We start from the raw sequence: 16,041 nt of genomic DNA, 5'->3' as shown, positions 1-16,041 counted from the left end.
GGTGGCCGGCTACATCCTGAAGCTGGTCCGGTTGCTACCCCTCTGAGGGGCGATGAGGACCCGAGTACGAGGAGGCCACCTCCGGCCGCCGCGCCATGTTGCTACCCCTCTGAGGGGCGATGAGGACCTGTCGAACCGGTGCGCGGCCACGGCGCCGCGATCACGTTGCTACCCCTCTAAGGGGCGATGAGGACGCCCACCTCAAGGGCGAGGACTGCGGCGCCGTCTTGTTGCTACCCCTCTGAGGGGCGATGAGGACCCCAGGGTAAAGCCGCTGGTGGTTGTGTGGTGTCGATTGGGTTCGACGAGATCTTCTGCAGCGAGTGGCTGGTGATGCATCGGCCCTGGTCGTGGGCTTGGGCGATGGGGGTGGGGCGGGCACCGGGTGGTGACTGTATGCATTCTCGTGGCGGCTGTCAGTGGTGGCCTCTAGGGTCCTGTGGTGCGCGACTGGTGGTTCATCAGTACGCCTATTTGCCATGCTATTTGAGCGTTGGGGTTCGGATGAGGGTGCGGCTGGGAGTGGTGACGGCTGCGTCGGAGGTGCCGTGGGGCAGCGTGCTGGCCCCGGGGCGGGGGATGGTCTACGACGTGTTGGGCCGGGTTGCGCCGGAGCTCGGGAGCCGTCTGCACGAGAAGGGCCAAGGGCCTTATGGGATGGCGCCGTTCGGGCACAGCGCCCCGGTGTTCCCGGCGGCGCGCCGGAAGCCGCGCCGCTACGCGGCGGGCGGTGCCGGGGTGGTGGAGTTCGGGAGTCCGGTGCCGGAGATCGCGCAGGCGCTGGCGGCCGGGTTCGCGGAGCGTGAGCTGCTGGACTGGGGCGGGGTGGCGCTGCGGCTGACGGGCGTCAGTGTGGTGGCGCCGCCGGAGTTCGCGGACGGTAGGGCGGTGATGCGCACCGCGACGCCGGTGGTCATGAAGAGCTCCGAACAAGGCGAGGGCAGCGCCCTGGGACCCCGGGGGGCGTGGGTGTTGCCGACGGAGCCGGAGTGGCCGGCGTACTTCCAAGGGAACCTGCGCCGTAAGGCCGAAACACTGGGCGTGGACACGGGTGTGAGCCTTGAGTCTGTGTCGTGGGTCGGCCCGAAGCGGTCGTTCGCGGTCGGGCAAGGCGCCAAGCCCGGGGCGCCCGTCGAGGTGGAGCTGACCGGTGCCCCTGAGACGCTGCAGGCGCTCTGGAGCTGGGGCCTGGGCCAGGCGAACTCGGCCGGCTTCGGCTGGGTGACGGCGTGACGAAGACAACCGAGCAGTGCCAACTGGTACTGACCGCACATCCATTGCAGCGGGTCGGGGCGTTCGCGCTGGCGGCACTGGCCGGCGACAATCCTCCCAGCCAGACTGGCACGGCCGAGTTCGAGGCTGCGCTGGCGCACATGACCAGGGACGCGGCGGGTGCCGCGCTCGGGCGCGACAGCAAGGCACCGGACGGATTCTGGCTGAAGGTCAGCTACTCGTTCTTCCCCAACACCGCCATGAACCACCCCAGCAACGGCAAGCGCGCCGACACCGAGGTGACGGACCGCGTGAAGCAGTGGCGAACACTGCCAGAGTCGGCCGACTGGCCGGAGACGGTCTGCGCGCTGTGCTCGCGCCAGGCGGTCGGGTTCTACGGCAAAAGCGACGTGCCGCTCGCCGCGAGCCACTCCTACCGCAACTCCACCCCGCGAGGCCACGAAGGGATGGCCCTGTGCTGGCCCTGCCTGAACAGCTTCTACGCCCTGCCCTACGGGGTGCGTCTGACCGGCGGTCAGTCCATCGCCCTGCACAGCTGGGACGACGACTTCCTCCAGCACGCCGTCGCCGAACAGGTCGACCACAACCGGATGCTCGCCGCCACCGGCGACGCAAGCAAGCGGCAGAGCGACGCGCGTGAGGTGGCCGCGCTGATCGCGCTGCGCACGCACCGCCAGCCGGTCGGCGCGGCCGTCGAGCTCGTGGTGTTCAACAACAACAACCGCGGCCAGGAGCTGGAGACCCACGCACTGGAGCAGCCGCTCGCCGAATGGCTGCGCCGTACCCAGCGGCTGGGCGCCCGACGGGCCGGCTTCGCGGAGCTCGTGCGCGCCCACGCGAGTGCCTCGGCGCCCGGACTCGTGGCCTTGGCTCGCAACGTCTTCCGCTCGCCCCACCGGATCGTGGGAGCCGGTCATGGCCGGCTGCTCGCGTGCCTGACCCGCTCCGGGTGCGACCGGTCCCGGGCCAAGGCCCTGGCCGTGCTGCTCAACTCCTTTGCTACCGAGGTAATGCTGATGACCGAGAAAGACCTGACCGAGATCGCCAGGACCGCCCGCAACGTGGCTGTGCTGTTGAAGGACGCCAACACCGGCGGCCAACTGCGCGCTTTCCGCGCGCTGTTGCGTGACCCCTCGAAGCTGCGCTGGTGGCTGACCTCCCAGGGCGTGCAGTGGAGCGTGAAGCCGCCAGCCGGGGCGCTGGGACCGCTGGTGACGGAACGGGGCTTCGAGCTGCTGTTCAGCCCGGTCTCGCACAACCCGGGCTGGTTCCACCGGGACATGCTCCTGGTCGGTGTGCTGCAGGAGCTGAACACGCTCGGCTGGAAGCCCGAGCATTTGGAGGAGGAGGTCGAGGACGACCTCGATCCCCGCGACCTCGAAGCCATGACGTTCGACACGGAGGATGAGCAGCGGTGACGTATCTGGTCGGCAAGATCGTTCTGGACGTGGTGGCGGGAGCCCCCAACAACGGCCTGGCGGAGGACAACAACGGCAAGGTCAAGCAGATGCGGGTCGGCCGCGACGTCTACCCGTACGTCTCCGCGCAGGCCTTTCGCCGCTGGCTGCGCGACAGCCTGCCGGCGCAGGAGTCGCGCTCGCCGGTGACCCGCAGCGGCTCCGGCGCCAAGCAGCAGGCCTACACCGCAGGCCGTCCCGACCGGCACCTGGACGACGACCTGTTCGGTTACATGGTCGCGGTGAAGAAGGAGAGCTACGGCCGCGAGACCGTGCTCGCCACCGGCACCTTCGTCTCCATCGTCCCCCAACGCCCGACCAGCGACTTCGGCACCATGAGCCGGGACTTCCCCGCCGGTGAGCACCCCGTGATCCACTCCCACGAGCTCTACACCGCCGCCCTGGCCGGCGATGTGCTCCTGGACCTTCCCCGCGTCGGGGTCTTCGAGACCGACGGCACGGGCCTGCGCACCGCGCTGAGCCCGGCCGCCGCGCAGGAGGCCGTCAAAGCGGGTGCAGAGAAGACGACACTGCGCGGCATCGGCGCGGTGCGCCTGCCACTGGCGGAGCGCCGACGCCGGGTGGACACCGTACTGCGCACGCTCGCCGCGGTCCGCGGTGGCGCGAAGCAGGCCCTCCACTACGGCGACCGCGCGCCGGCACTGCTGCTGCTCGCCCCAGTGAAGGGCGGGGTGAACCCGTTCACCCGGATCATCGGCGCCCACGACGGCCGGGTGGTCTTCCAGGCCGATGTGCTGCGCGAGGAGATCGAGGCGTGGAGCGACGAGTTGGACGGCCCGGTGCTGATCGGCTGGGCACCCGGCTTCCTCGGTGACCAGCGCGAGCGGGCCAGCAAGGACCTCGCCGACCTCGTCGAATGCGGCGCGGTGCGATTCGGGCACCCCCGGGTGATCCTCAACGGCCTTTCCGACCGGATCGGCGGAGGCGAGCACGATGCCTGGTTCGAGGACCCCGCGGCATGACGGCCGCTCCGGCCCCAGCGCTGCGGGTGACCCTGACCGCACCGGTGGTCTCCTTCCGCAACCACCTCTTCTCCGGCGTGCAGGTCACCCACCCGTGCCCGCCCCCGTCCACCGTCGCGGGCCTGCTCGCGGCGGCGGCCGGCGGCTGGGACAACGTCGACGTCGGCCTTCGCTTCGCCATGGCCTTCCACGCCGACGGCACCGGCGTCGACCTGGAGACCTACCACCCACTGGAAGCCACCGGAAAGGCCACCACCCCGATTCCGAGCCCCCGCGAGTTCCTCGCAGACACCGAACTGAACGTGTGGCTGCTGGACGACACCGAGCAGTGGTGGCACCGGCTGCGACGGCCGGTATGGCCACTGCGGCTGGGCCGCAGCCAAGACCTCGTCGGCATCCGCCTCCACCACACCACCCTCGCCCCCGACGCGGGCGAACAGCGCGGTGCCATCGTCCCCGCCTTCCCCAAGGCTCAGGGCACGCTGCTGCGCCTGCCGACCGCAGTCGCCCCAGGGCGCGAGCGGACCGTCTGGGGTGACTACCGCCACGACACCAGTGGTCGCAGCAGCACAGCGGTGCCCGACAGCGCCTCGGACACCGACGGTCAGGCTGTTCTGCTGCTCCCACCGGTCCACCCGGCCGCCCACTTCACCACCGCCGCCACCTCGGCCTGAGACAGGGAGACGAAGGAGAAGGCATGGGCACCAGCGCCGACCCGCTGCAGGCGCTGCTGGCCAAGAGCGCCCGCGGCACCGCACCGCCCGAAGAGCTGACGGTGCATCTGGAGGCCACCCTGGTGGCGGGCGTCGAGCTCGCCCGGCGGGTCGGCCGGATCGAGGCCGCCGAGCAGGTGCTGGACGGCCGGTTCTGGCCGACCGTCCAGCTGAGTGGACTCTGCCACGACAGCGGCAAGCTGCCAGACGGCTTCCAGCAGATGGTCCGCGGACGGGTGCGCTCCTGGGGCGAACGACACGAGGTCGTCTCGCTCGGATTCCTGCCCCTCCTCGTCCCGGACGAACAGCTGCTCGGGTGGGTGGCGGCCGGCGTCGCCACCCACCACCGCCCGCTGACCGGCAGCAAGGGCCGGGACCTGCGCTTCCTCTACGACGGCTTGACACCGGAGGAACTTGCAAAGCGGATCGGCCCGATCGATGAGCACACGGCGGCGGCCCTGCTCGCCTGGCTGCACACCACCGCGGCCGGTGCCACTCTGCCCACCACCCCCGAAGTCGGCACGCTGAGTGCCACCTGCCTCATCGGCGCGGCCCACGACACCCTCACCGACCTGTTGGAGCGCTGGGACCGGCGGGTGGCCGCCGACGTCGGACTGGCCGCCGTCCTGCTCCAGGGCGCGGTGACCGTAGCCGACCACCTCTCCTCTGCCCACGGCACCCTCCACACCACCCAGCCCTTCGACCACCGCTTCCGACCCGCCCTCGAAGAACAAATGGCTGCCAAGGGCCGGGCGCTGCGCGAGCACCAGATCCGCGCGGCCGAAACCAGCGACCACCTGCTCCTGCGGGCACCCACCGGAAGCGGAAAGACCGAAGCCGTACTGCTGTGGGCGGCCCGCCAGGTCACCGAACTCACCCAACGCGTCGGCGGGGTTCCCAGGGTCTTCTTCACCTTGCCCTACCTCGCCTCCATCAACGCGATGGCCGACCGCTTCGCCGACCTACTCGGCGACCCCGGCCTCGTCGGCGTCGCCCACTCCCGGGCCGCCTCCTACTACCTGGCCGCCGCCATCCACCCCACCGACAGCCCCGACGAAGAGACTGAACAGGCCGGGTCGTGCCAGCAGAGCGAAGCAGCCAAGGCCCTGGCCAGGGCAGCCGCCACCCGCCTGTTTCGCGAAAGCGTCCGAGTCGGCACCCCCTACCAACTACTGCGCGCCGCCCTCGCGGGCCCCGCCCACGCCGGCCTGCTCGTGGACGCCGCGAACTCCGTGTTCATCCTCGACGAGATGCACGCCTACGACCCCCGCCGCCTCGGCTACATCCTCGCCACCGCCCGCCTGTGGGAACGCCTGGGCGGGCGCATCGCCGTCGTCTCCGCCACCCTGCCCGATGTCCTCGCAGACCTCTTCACCACCACCCTCACCCGCAAGCCCACCATCGTCGACACCCCCGACCTCGGCCTGCCACCCCGCCACCGACTCCAGGTCCGCCACCACCACCTCACCGACCCAGCCGCCACCCACGAGATCCGCACCCGCCTCGACCAAGGCCACAGCGTCCTGGTCGTCGCCAACAACGTCGCCCACGCCCTGGCCCTGTTCACCCAACTCGCCCCCCACAGCCGCGCCCTCCACGGGGACGACAGCGCCTTCCTCCTGCACTCCCGCTTCACCCGCCAGGACCGCAACCGCATCGAGCAGAACATCCGCGCCCGGTTCGCCAGCACAGCAACCAACCGCCTCCCCGGCCTGCTGATCGCCACCCAGGTCGTCGAGGTCAGCCTCGACCTCGACGTCGACGTCCTGTTCACCGCCGCCGCACCACTCGAAGCCCTCCTACAGCGGTTCGGCCGCATCAACCGCATCGGGACCCGCGAGCCCGCCGACGTCATCGTCCACACCCCGACCTGGACCCGCCGCCGCAACCAGCCAGGCGAGTACGCCGACGGCATCTACCCCCGCGAACCCGTCGAAGCCGGCTGGCAGCGCCTGCTCGAACACCACCACCGCATCATCAGTGAAGCCGACGCAACCGGCTGGCTCAACACCATCTACGCCACCGACTGGGGCAAGCACTGGCACCACGAAGTCACCGCCCACCGCGACACCTTCGACAGCGCCTTCCTCACCTTCCGCCGCCCCTTCGCCGACCGCACCGACCTCGCCCAGACCTTCGACGAACTCTTCGACGGCACCGAAGCCATCCTCGAACAACACCGCGACGCCTACACCAAAGCCCTCACCCAAGGAACCACCGCCGAAGGACGCCTCCTCGCTGACCAACACCTCATCCCCATGCCCGCCTGGGCCGCCCCACTCAGCCGCCACGAGAAGGCCCTCAACGTCCGCATCCTCAACGCCGACTACGACCCCAACCTCGGCCTACTCGCCCTCCGCGGAACCCACCAACTCGCCTACCAGACAAGTGAGGTCGAGTGATGTTCGCAGGTAGCATCAACGGCACCCACAGGTGTTCTCGTTTGCCCCTCAGAGGGGTAGCAACATCGCCCGCTCGTACTCCACCCTCTGCGGGATCTCATCCTCATCGCCCCTCGGAGGGGTAGCAACGTGACGTACTGGAAGACTGACACCTCGGGGTTGGCGGTCCCCATCACCCCCTTGGAGGGGTAGCAAGATGATGACGCGCACGGATATCCCGTGGGCATGCCCGGACCGGTCCTCATCGCGCCTTGGAGGGGTAGCAACTACGCCAGCGGGACGCCGATGACAGTGGCGCCGGCGGTCCTCATCGCCCCTTGGAGGGGTAGCAACACTCCTTCGCCTGAGAGCACGCGGGCGGCGCGCTCGTCCTCATCGCCCCTCAGAGGGGTAACAACTAGATGGCTGCTGTGTCCTCCCCTGGTGGTAGCCCGCCCTCATTCCCCCGATTAGGGGGCAGCAGCGCCGGAGTAACCGGGGGCGGCGTACCGTGTCGTCATCGCCCCTCGGAGGGATGACAACGTGTACTGCGCGTTCAGGGTGTCGTGCCGCGTGGCGTCTGTCCTCATCACCCCTTGAGGGATAGCAACATGATCTTTCCGTCCCCGTAGTGCATCACCACGTGCTGTCCTCATCGCCCCTTGGAGGGGCCACGTCTGTCAACGGCCTCTTGCATAGCAAGACTCCCTGAACTGCAGGGCTGAGACCATCAGTCAGGATGTGATCAAGGTCGCTCCGTGTGCGCTTCACTTGTGCGGCCTTCGTGGCTATGGTCCGTCATCCCCCTTGGGATCGACCCAAGTCACAGCCTCCAGGAGGACCTCCCTGCGTATCCACCGCAGCCCGCACCCGTCGAACTTCGTGATCATCCCGAACGAGCTGGCGCAGAACCGCGCGATGTCCTACACCGCGCGGGGGCTGCTGGTGGATCTTCTCTCACGCCCGGACGACTGGCGGGAGACGTGCCGGCACATGGCGGACTCGAGCCCCCAGGGGCGGAAGACCTTGGCGGCGGCACTGGACGAGCTGCGGGCGTGGGGGTACTACCGGGTGGAGGTGGTCCGGCTGCCCAACGGGCGGCTTCGGTCGGAGGCGCACATTTTCGACCGACCGCAGCTCGGCGCACAGCCGGGTGCCACTCCGCCGGGCTCCGGTGAGCCGGGACCCGCTGATCGTGGCGTCCTTCCAAAGGACCTGGTGAAAGTACCTTCCCTCCCCGCGCAGCAGGAGCCCACCGCCGAGGGCGACGGGCTGCCCGACGCGGCTGGGGCCGAGGGTGGGCGGGAGACGACTGCACCGGATCGCCAACCGGCCACCGAGCCTTCGGTCGAGGTGGACCAGACGACCCGGGAGGCGATGAACGCGCTGCTGCGCGCGGTGAGACCGGAGCGTCGGTTGCCGCTCGGGGAGGCCGAGGCGGCGGTGCTGGCGCCGATGGTGCGGTCGTGGCTGGAGCGGGGCGGCTCGCAGGAGCAGCTGCGGGAGGCGTTGCTCGCCGGGCTGCCGGAGACGGTGTACTCGCCGGTCGCTGTGATCCGGTCGCGCCTGGAGCGGAAGATGCCGCCCGAGCGGCGGCGTGAGGTTCCGAGGACGGCGGAGTGCGCCGACTGCCGGGACCCGCTTCCGGGCCCGGGACTGTGCGGGCGGTGCAGTGGAGCTGTCAGGAGCCGATCCGCGGAGGCGAGGGTGGCTGCGGTGACGGCGAGGGGGATGGCCAAGGTCCGTGCGGTGATGGCGGGTTCGGCCGCGTAAGGTCTTCAGACCTCCACGCGGCAAAGTGGAACGTGCCGCTGCGGACGTAGGTCTCACGGCACCCTGGTGGGACCGTGGCCGGGGTGTCGAGCATGGTGTGTGGCACGGCACCGCTGGCCGTGCGGAGGTGCTGCCGGCGTGTGTCCGGCAGCACCTCCGCGCGCACCTACGGCCGCACCGGAACGGCGGACAGTTGCCGGATCATCCGCTCGGTCTGCTGGGCAGCGACGGCGGTGCGGACGATGTCGCTGGTCGTGTACTGCCTGGAGACCGACCGTAGCCACTGGGCCTCGGCGCGCAGGTTTCCCTCGCGGGCGGCGTCGCCGGTGGCCAGCGGGGCCGGGTCGTCCTCGTCGCGGGCACCGGTGCGGGCGGCCTCGACGGCAGCCGCGATGACGGCGGCCTCGACGATGGCGGCGCCGGTTTCGGTTCCGGCCAGGCCACGGCTGGCGACTGCCCGGGTGGCGAAGCGCTCAACCTCACGCGAGCGGTTGGCGCTCAGCACCAGGATGCCGTCGCAGACCTCGACGACCCGCCGGTGCAGGAGCAGGTCCGTCTCGGTGGTCGCGGCGACCGTGCGCAGGACGACCTGGGGGCAGAGGGCGGTCAGGTCGTCCCAGAGTGGGAAGAGCTCGCGGGTGGTGCGGATCTCCCAGCGTTGGCGCAGCTTCTTGGCGGCCGGCCACAGCATGGCGGGGACGGTCAGCCCGGCGGTGATCAGCACGATTCCGGCCAGCGGGGCGGTGAAGGAGAAGGTGCAGCCGAGCGGGCTGACGAGGGTCGTGCACCGCGGGCCGCCGGAGACCAGCTCGAAGCCGGCCACCGAGCTGGCGGTGTGGACGATTCTGTACGTGAGGTAGAGCAGGACGAAGAAGCATCCGGCCGCGGTGGTCCGCAGTCCGGCCCGGTGGATCCGCCAGGTGGTCATGGGGCTGCGGCGCCAGGTCTGGGAGAGGCAGTCGTAGACGGCGGTCCCCATGAACGCCGCGTACACCAGGGTGTAGAGGTGCAGGGTCATGGGCGCTTGGTCCCAGTGTGCGCTGGTCGAAGGGCCGGACCACCTGCGGTCCGGCGGGGTGATGAGAAACGAGAGCGCCATGACGGCCAGGACCAGGGCGAGGAAGACGAGGCGCGGTCGCAGACGGCGGAGTGCCTCCGGGCGCTCGTAGTTGAGGGAGAGGAGCCAGCTGACCACCAGGAGGCTCGCGCAGAGCATCAGGGTGTTGCTGACGAGCTTGGCGAGGTCGCGGGTCACCTCGTCGGCAGCAGCCTGGAGGTGAGGGTGGTACCAGAGGATGCCGGCGGCCCAGGTCAGCAGCAGCAGGACGGTACTGCGCCAGCTGGCCGGCCGGGGCAGTCCGCGGCGCGGGCGCATCCAGTAGACGGCTGCCGCCACCAGGAGGGCCGGAAGCCCGAGCGTCACGAGGCTGATCATGAGGGTGGTGATCTTTCGTTCTGTCGGTCAGGTGTACATGGCGTTCCACCGCTCGGCGGCGGCGGTGGGACGCGGTGCGGGCATCACGCTCGCGAGGTACATGCGTCGGAGGATGAGAGAGGCAACCAGTTCGGCCTCGTTCTCCTCCTCCGTCTCGTAGGAGGTGCGGGCGGAGATTCCTAGGACGGACCAGTCCATCAGTTCCAGGAGTTCCTCGTCCGATGGAATATCGGCGAGGTTGATCGAACCGGCATGGCCGCAGAGTATGTGGCTGAGTTCATGGGCGATGATCTGACACCTATGCAGAGGTGAGGTCTTCCTGTCGAAGGAGATCACCTCGCGATCTGCATACCTTTCCCTGAGGCCGCAAGCGAATTCACCCTTCATGTCTCGCGGCTCACAGTGGATGGGCTTGCCAATCAGCACAGAAACCGCCGAGATCAACTCTTGGACAGTGAATCTGTGCGGCAGAAGTGCCAGCAGGCTGGCGAGGCGACCCTCGCAGGAATCGCGCAGCGTTGTTGCATACACAGCCACCCCCGAAATGATCAAGAAAGTCGGTCGAAGTCGCCCATCGTCCACGGGTACGGCGAGGCGGGCATAAAGAATCGTAAGCAGAGGCTTGAAGATCGTTTCAATCCTGCGCTTCATCTGGAGCGACCGTTCGGGTTGCGAAGGATGCGGCGTCGTGCCTGCGACTACGGAACGTATACCAACTTTTAGTTGGCACATCCCCTCGAAGCCAGGGTGACCCGGGACTTCGCCGATGGCAGAGCCCTGGCTCGTCACCGAAAGTAGTTCTCAATGGCCACGCCAAGCCGAAACCGTGACGTGCATCTCAATCACGGATGCGAGCAGAAGCGGGCAATCCCGGGAAAGCCGGGCGCGCGGGCCGCCACAGAGTCTATGCGCATAGATAAAGTTCAAAAATAAATGGCCCGGCCGCCCGGGGTCATTCCGAGTCGACGTCGAGGCCCTGCGACTTGAGCGCCATGGTGATCATCTCCGCCACCAGGTGCTTGTTGGCTGGCGTGAGGGCCGCGCTTCGCAGGGCGATCGACTGGACGCCGGCGTCGCGCATGGCCGCCTGGAGTGCGCGGTCAGCGAAGACGCTCTCGGGGGCCTCCTCGGTGGTCCAGTAGGTGGGCGGCACGTCGAAGAACTTCGCCAGGGCCACGAGGGTGTTGATCTTGGGGTTGGTGTTGGCCCCGGACTTCATCTGCTTGAGGGTGCTCTCGCTGATGCCGGTGCCCGCCGCCACCTCAGGAATCGAGTACCGGCCGCGGTCCGCCGGGTGCCGGTGCTTGAAGAGGTGGTCGAGCCGCTCGGCGATCACCGCAGCGCCGTCGCCACCAGTCCGGGCCTCGGCCATCGCTCGCTCCTCCGTGTCAGATCGTCCCACGGGGACACTTTAGTGCCCGATCGTGCCCGATCGCACATTTCGAGGGTAGTTAACTGTCCAAATCAGGGGCGACTTGATGTACGTTGATCCCACCCGATCGGACAGTTAACTACCGATGGCCTGGTCAGGGCGCTGTAACGCGTCGCTGATCAGGGCCGTGGCAGGGACAGCAGCAGCCGAAGAACTTCTCGGCCGAGCCAGTCCGCGGGCCGCCCTCGGCGGGGTGCCCTGGAGGTGCAACTCCCGGACACCCCCCGCGAGGGCGTCAACCAACGCCTTCAGTACCTCCGCCCGGCGGTCCCACCACACGGCCGAGGTACTCCCAGCCCAGGAGTCCTATCATGCGCACTGGCTTCCGTACAGCGCAGACGTCCCCGCGGCCAAGTGCCGTCACCGTGGTGGCCACCGCCTCTCCGACCTTCGTCGAGGCCCTCGCCAGTCTCACCCCCGACGCCACGATGGTCCGCCTGAGCAGCGGCTTCGGCGGGTTCCCCCGTACCGCCGCCGCCTACGACGCCAGCGGCCGAGCCGTCCCGCAGTCGCTCACCATCCGGCAGGCGCTGGCCCGCTGGATCGTCCAGGACTTCCCCGGTCTCGACTCCCAGGCCACCCACGAGCTCGATCTCGGCACCGGTCGGCTGACCGCTGTTGTGCCGGACACGGCCTGCCTGATGGCAGCCTGACCGGCTCCACCACCTCGACAGCGGGACCGCGCCACTTCGCGCACCGGAGACGTCCACCAGGCGCTCCGGTGATCCTCCCTGCCGCGAAGTAGAGCTTCACGCTGCCCTGGCCCACCCGACGGCTGCCGCCTCCCGCTGGCACCTCCCGCGCGTGACGCCGCCCCTGTGCCCACATCTGCACCCGCCGCCCGTGCGGCGCGATCCCGACTGCCCGGGGTCGCAGGCCCCGGCGTGCCAGGCGAACCAGGACTCTCGTGCCCACCTCCACCCTCCTCGCCAACGCTGCCGACGCCCGGCAGTCAGGGAACGGAGCGGGCGGCTCCGGCCTGCCCGTCCCCGCCTCCTCTCAGTGGATATCCACCACTACCGGCCGCATCGCGCCGGACACGTACACCTGGTTGCAGGCTGTCCACTGGACGCTCGACGCCGAAGCCCACTCCCCCGCCCGAGACCACGGCCCGCGCTTCGGCCCCACCACGGTGCGGATCGCCCAGCAGCTCGCCCAACTCAACCCGTGCAGACCGGGAATCGCCTACCTCGTCCGCGTACTCAAGGTCTCCGAGCGAACCGTCCAGTACCACCTCTCCCTCCTGCGCACAGCCGGCCTGCTGACCTACACGGTCAAGGGCACCCGAGTGCGCCAGCAGCGGGCCAGGGCAAGCGAGTTCGTCCGCACCATCCCCGCGAAGTTCGACGAGGCCATCGGGCTGCGGACCACCGAGTCCGAGAGCTTCATCCGCGCGGTCGTCGGCATCGGCTCCGACGAGGGTCGCCGTGCCCTCGCGGAGCTGGGCAGGAAGGCCAGCCGAACGGTCCGCCGGGCCAAGCGGCGCGGTACCCGGAAGTCCGGCAAGGGCTCCTCGTCGACGTCCTCCCGTTGCACCCCAATGGCGGGTGGTGCTGTTACGTCTTCTCCTGCAGCACCTACCAACCATCCCTCTGAGGACGACTTCGGGAACGGGAAGGACCAGCAGGCTCGACGAGGACGGAAGGGCAGCCGGCGGCTGAACGCGGTCGGTCGGCGCCACCAGCTCGGCCTCGAACTCGTCCAGCAGGTGCCCTGGCTCAGCGGCAGCCCCGTGCCGCGGGTCGCCTGGGCCGTGCGCCACCTCGCGGATGCCGGGTGGACCGCCCACCAGGTCATCGCCGTGCTCGCCCAGCGGACCCCGGCCACCCGGATCCACCGGCCGGTGGGCTTCCTCACCGCCCGCCTGGCCGGGGCCGAGCTGCTGTACGACACCGAGGCCAAGCGCGACGCGATCGTCGCCTGGTGGCGCGACTCCCCGCAGGCCAGCCGGGACCGGCACGGCGAGTGGGCCGGCACCTGGCAGGCACCGCGCAGCTCCGCAGTCCAGAACCTCGTCCGGACCGCCTGGTCGAGAGCGTGGGAGACCTGCCGCCAGCCGCTGGCCGTCCTCGACGACCAGCCCACCAGCGAGGAACACCGCGAAGCCCGCACCACGGCGTGGCGCCAGTACCTCAGCGGCAGACCCGCCCTGGTCACCTCCGCCCTGGCCATCGCCGGCCGCGCGCAGGCCGAGCACATCTACGGCCGCGACCTCGTCGAGCGGGTCCTCCGCCTCCGCGCCACCACCAGCCACCTCCGAACAGGAACAGCACGATGAGCGACAACCAGCCCGCCACCGGGATCGACCTCGCCCGGCTCGCCCTTCGCCGAGCCCGAGCCGACGCCGCCAAGCTCTCCGACAGCGCGGTGAAGGCCAAGGCCGCCGGGTTGACGACCGCGCCCCGGCGCGGCCGGGTCGACCCGGTGGGCCTCGGAGCGGCCCTGTCCGACCTGATGGTCCAGCACGCCTGGCAGGAACCGCTGGCCGGCGGCGGGCTGCTCGACCTGTGGCCGGCCGCCGTCGGCGAACTCGCCGCCCACGTCACCGCCGTGAGCTTCGACCACCAGACGGGCCGCCTCGACGTCCGCGCCGAGTCCCCGGCCTACGCGACGCACATCCGCACCCTCGCCCCAGCGCTGGTCGCAACGCTCAACCAGGCCAATGGAGAAACAATCCTGCGCAGCATCCGAGTGGTGGGTGCCCACCGAGCCCAAGCCGCTGCGGTAACCCGACCGGCCACCCGGACCGAAACCCCCGCGCCGGACCCCAGGATCAAGAGCCGAGAGGACGCCTCGCCCGGCTACCTGCGTGCCCTGGCCCAGCTCCAGGCCAGCCACCCGAGCGCCCCTGCGGACTCCAGGACGAGCCCGGCGGTCGACCGGCGGATCAGAACGCTGGCCAGAGAGACGGCGCCCCCTCTCTCCGGCACCCGCCCGCGCTAGCCACCGACAGGCCGGCGCGACCGACCAGGTCGCGCCGCGCCGCCCCCGAACCTCCGCGCCCCGGCCGCGGACCCCCATCCGGAGACCCAACCCCGTGTCCACCATCACCTCGATCGCCACCCGCCGCGACCACACCTGGGTGCAGCGTGCCGCCTGCGCCGGCACCGGAGCCCCTGACTCGTTCTACCCCCTGCCCGACCAGGCCGAGGAGACCCGGGCCGCCAGGGCCCTGTGCGGCAGCTGCCCCGTCAGCGACGAATGCCTCACCGAAGCGCTGGAGACCAACGACCGCTACGGGATCCGCGGCGGACTCGTCGAGAGCGAGCGGATCGTGCTGCACCGCCTGAGCACCGTCGGCCGCTGGGAGGAGGACCGCGTCGTCGCCGCTCTCAACGGCCGCCCGGTCCACCTCTCCCGGCAGGAGAAATACTCCGTCTCCGTGGTCGCCGCTATCCTCGACCTCGACCTGCGGATCTGGGCCCCCGTACTCGGCATCGGCCGCAAGCGCGCCCTCACCCGAGTGCGCGAGGCCCGCGCCCAGCTCGACGCGCAGCCCTTCCTGCTCCGGCGCGAGCAGCGCATCGCCGCCGAGTTCAGCCCGGAGGCCACGGCGGTGGCAGCATGACCAAGACCGGCAACATACCGAACAGCATGTCCCGATGGGACAAGGCCGCGATCGGCGTGATGGGCGCGGTCGGCGGAACCCTGAGCTACGACGCCTTGCAGCAGATGGCTGTCGCCATGCACGTGCGTCCTGAGCTGAGCTACCTCTTCCCGGTCGCAATCGACGGGTTCATCGCGTACGGCGTGCGGGCGCTGGTCGTGCTGAAGGAGGCGCCGCTGCGGGCCCGCGCCTACACCTGGTCGGTGTTCGGCGGAGCCACGGCCACCAGCGTCTGGGCCAACTGGACCCACGCCGTGCGCCTGAACGAGACGTCGGCCGGCCAGGGATTCCACCTGACCAACACCGCTGTCGGCGCGCTGAGCACCATCGCCCCGCTGGTGCTCGGCGGCGCCACCCACCTGTACATCGTCATGTCGCGGCACACCTCCACTGCCGCGCAGGCAAGCGAGGCGACCTACGCGGAGACCGAGCAGAACGGGACCGCTCGAACCGACCGGAGCGACTCCGACGAGCCGACCACGGTCCGGTCCTGGTGGCGCACCCGCTTCCGCCGCACCCGCCCCGAAGCTCAGGAACTCGATCACACGCCGACCCTCGCCGAACAACCGCGCCTCCGGCTGATCAACGGTCCGTCCGGTCCGGTCGCCGGTCCAGTGCCTCCGTCCGGTCCGGTACCGGGGTCAGGCTCGTCCGGTCCGGTCGCTGGTCCGGTTCACTTGCCGGGCTCGTCCAGTCCGGTTCCTCCGTCCGGTCCGGTACCGGGGTCGGGGCCGGGTCGGTCCGGTCCGGTACCCGCGTCGGGTCCGTCCGGTCCGGTACCCGCGTCCGGTCCGTCCGGTCCGGTCGCTGGTCCGGTTCACTTGCCGGGCTCGTCCAGTCCGGTTCCTCCGTCCGGTCCGGTACCCGCGTCGGGTCCGTCCGGTCCGGTCCCCGTGCCCGTGCCTCCGTCCGGTCCGGTACCGGGGTCGGGTCCGTCCGGTCCGGTCGCTGGTCCGGTTCACTTGCCGGGCTCGTCCAGTCCGGTTCCTCCGTCCGGTCCGGTACCCGCGTCGGGTCCGTCCGGTCC

General features: G+C 70.1%; 14 protein-coding genes and 1 CRISPR repeat array (1 of these 15 only partly in view). Of the genes, 11 read left to right on the top strand and 3 right to left on the bottom strand.

The window, feature by feature from the left end; translation table 11 throughout:
* Positions 1-259: direct repeats of the CRISPR family, unit length 30 nt; unit sequence GTTGCTACCCCTCTGAGGGGCGATGAGGAC (it extends 432 nt beyond the left edge of the window).
* 320 nt (positions 260-579) lie between these two features.
* The 6 genes from ACWCYY_RS11370 to ACWCYY_RS11345 all read left to right on the top strand — a co-directional run bounded on the left by ACWCYY_RS11370 (position 580) and on the right by ACWCYY_RS11345 (position 8,540).
* Positions 580-1,233, top strand: coding sequence for a CRISPR-associated endoribonuclease Cas6 (locus ACWCYY_RS11370; RefSeq protein ID WP_449795803.1), 654 nt, complete (start codon positions 580-582; stop codon positions 1,231-1,233).
* Positions 1,230-2,651 carry a hypothetical protein gene (locus ACWCYY_RS11365; protein WP_449795802.1) on the top strand — a complete coding sequence of 474 codons (1,422 nt, stop codon included), beginning with the start codon at positions 1,230-1,232 and terminating at the stop codon, positions 2,649-2,651. Before ACWCYY_RS11370 ends, ACWCYY_RS11365 begins: the two co-directional genes overlap by 4 nt.
* Positions 2,648-3,673, top strand: coding sequence for a type I-B CRISPR-associated protein Cas7/Cst2/DevR (gene cas7i / locus ACWCYY_RS11360; protein WP_449795801.1), 1,026 nt, complete (start codon positions 2,648-2,650; stop codon positions 3,671-3,673). The genes ACWCYY_RS11365 and cas7i overlap by 4 nt, the downstream gene beginning before the upstream one ends.
* Positions 3,670-4,347, top strand: a complete 678-nt coding sequence (gene cas5, locus ACWCYY_RS11355) for a CRISPR-associated protein Cas5 (RefSeq protein WP_449795800.1) — start codon at positions 3,670-3,672, stop codon at positions 4,345-4,347. The genes cas7i and cas5 overlap by 4 nt, the downstream gene beginning before the upstream one ends.
* Before the next feature lie 23 nt (positions 4,348-4,370).
* A complete protein-coding gene (gene cas3 / locus ACWCYY_RS11350; protein WP_449795799.1) occupies positions 4,371-6,788 on the top strand; it encodes a CRISPR-associated helicase Cas3' in 2,418 nt (805 codons plus the stop codon).
* Between the two features lie 861 nt (positions 6,789-7,649).
* The gene (locus ACWCYY_RS11345; protein ID WP_449795798.1) at positions 7,650-8,540 is read left to right on the top strand and encodes a hypothetical protein; all 891 of its coding nucleotides are present in this window, start codon (positions 7,650-7,652) and stop codon (positions 8,538-8,540) included.
* A gap of 166 nt (positions 8,541-8,706) precedes the next feature.
* On the opposite strand, the gene ACWCYY_RS11340 is transcribed toward ACWCYY_RS11345, so the two are convergent.
* The 3 genes from ACWCYY_RS11340 to ACWCYY_RS11330 all read right to left on the bottom strand — a co-directional run bounded on the left by ACWCYY_RS11340 (position 8,707) and on the right by ACWCYY_RS11330 (position 11,347).
* Complete coding sequence (locus ACWCYY_RS11340; protein WP_449795797.1) at positions 8,707-9,975, bottom strand: MAB_1171c family putative transporter; 1,269 nt, start codon at positions 9,973-9,975, stop codon at positions 8,707-8,709.
* 27 nt (positions 9,976-10,002) lie between these two features.
* Entirely contained in the window at positions 10,003-10,626 is a 624-nt protein-coding gene (locus ACWCYY_RS11335; RefSeq protein WP_449795796.1) for a hypothetical protein, read from the bottom strand.
* 301 nt (positions 10,627-10,927) lie between these two features.
* A complete protein-coding gene (locus tag ACWCYY_RS11330) occupies positions 10,928-11,347 on the bottom strand; it encodes a helix-turn-helix domain-containing protein (RefSeq protein WP_449795795.1) in 420 nt (139 codons plus the stop codon).
* 428 nt (positions 11,348-11,775) lie between these two features.
* Here ACWCYY_RS11330 and ACWCYY_RS11325 point away from each other — a divergent pair, with 428 nt between their 5' ends.
* The 5 genes from ACWCYY_RS11325 to ACWCYY_RS11305 form a co-directional block, all read left to right on the top strand.
* Entirely contained in the window at positions 11,776-12,060 is a 285-nt protein-coding gene (locus tag ACWCYY_RS11325; protein ID WP_449795794.1) for a hypothetical protein, read from the top strand.
* A 254-nt stretch (positions 12,061-12,314) separates the two neighbouring features.
* Positions 12,315-13,685, top strand: coding sequence for a hypothetical protein (locus ACWCYY_RS11320; RefSeq protein WP_449795793.1), 1,371 nt, complete (start codon positions 12,315-12,317; stop codon positions 13,683-13,685).
* Positions 13,682-14,350: a DciA family protein gene (locus ACWCYY_RS11315; RefSeq protein WP_449795792.1), complete on the top strand. Its 669-nt coding sequence runs from the start codon at positions 13,682-13,684 to the stop codon at positions 14,348-14,350. Before ACWCYY_RS11320 ends, ACWCYY_RS11315 begins: the two co-directional genes overlap by 4 nt.
* A gap of 94 nt (positions 14,351-14,444) precedes the next feature.
* Positions 14,445-14,975: a WhiB family transcriptional regulator gene (locus ACWCYY_RS11310; RefSeq protein ID WP_449795791.1), complete on the top strand. Its 531-nt coding sequence runs from the start codon at positions 14,445-14,447 to the stop codon at positions 14,973-14,975.
* Positions 14,972-16,041 (top strand): DUF2637 domain-containing protein (locus ACWCYY_RS11305; protein ID WP_449795790.1); only part of this gene is annotated, 1,070 nt, incomplete at its 3' end. The genes ACWCYY_RS11310 and ACWCYY_RS11305, both read left to right, overlap by 4 nt.

It is taken from the genome of Kitasatospora sp. NPDC001664, from assembly GCF_053596675.1.
The sequence above is the reverse complement of the archived record's forward strand: the minus strand, read 5'-3'. Positions and strand labels throughout refer to the sequence as shown.

Bases quoted from the DNA above. Each gene is read 5' to 3' on its own strand.
- ACWCYY_RS11330 (WP_449795795.1), bottom strand. From the start codon at position 11,347: ATGGCCGAGGCCCGGACTGGTGGCGACGGCGCTGCGGTGATCGCCGAG.
- ACWCYY_RS11315 (WP_449795792.1), top strand. From the start codon at position 13,682: ATGAGCGACAACCAGCCCGCCACCGGGATCGACCTCGCCCGGCTCGCC.
- ACWCYY_RS11340 (WP_449795797.1), bottom strand. From the start codon at position 9,975: ATGATCAGCCTCGTGACGCTCGGGCTTCCGGCCCTCCTGGTGGCGGCA.
- ACWCYY_RS11335 (WP_449795796.1), bottom strand. From the start codon at position 10,626: ATGAAGCGCAGGATTGAAACGATCTTCAAGCCTCTGCTTACGATTCTT.
- cas5 (WP_449795800.1), top strand. From the start codon at position 3,670: ATGACGGCCGCTCCGGCCCCAGCGCTGCGGGTGACCCTGACCGCACCG.
- ACWCYY_RS11370 (WP_449795803.1), top strand. From the start codon at position 580: ATGGTCTACGACGTGTTGGGCCGGGTTGCGCCGGAGCTCGGGAGCCGT.
- cas3 (WP_449795799.1), top strand. From the start codon at position 4,371: ATGGGCACCAGCGCCGACCCGCTGCAGGCGCTGCTGGCCAAGAGCGCC.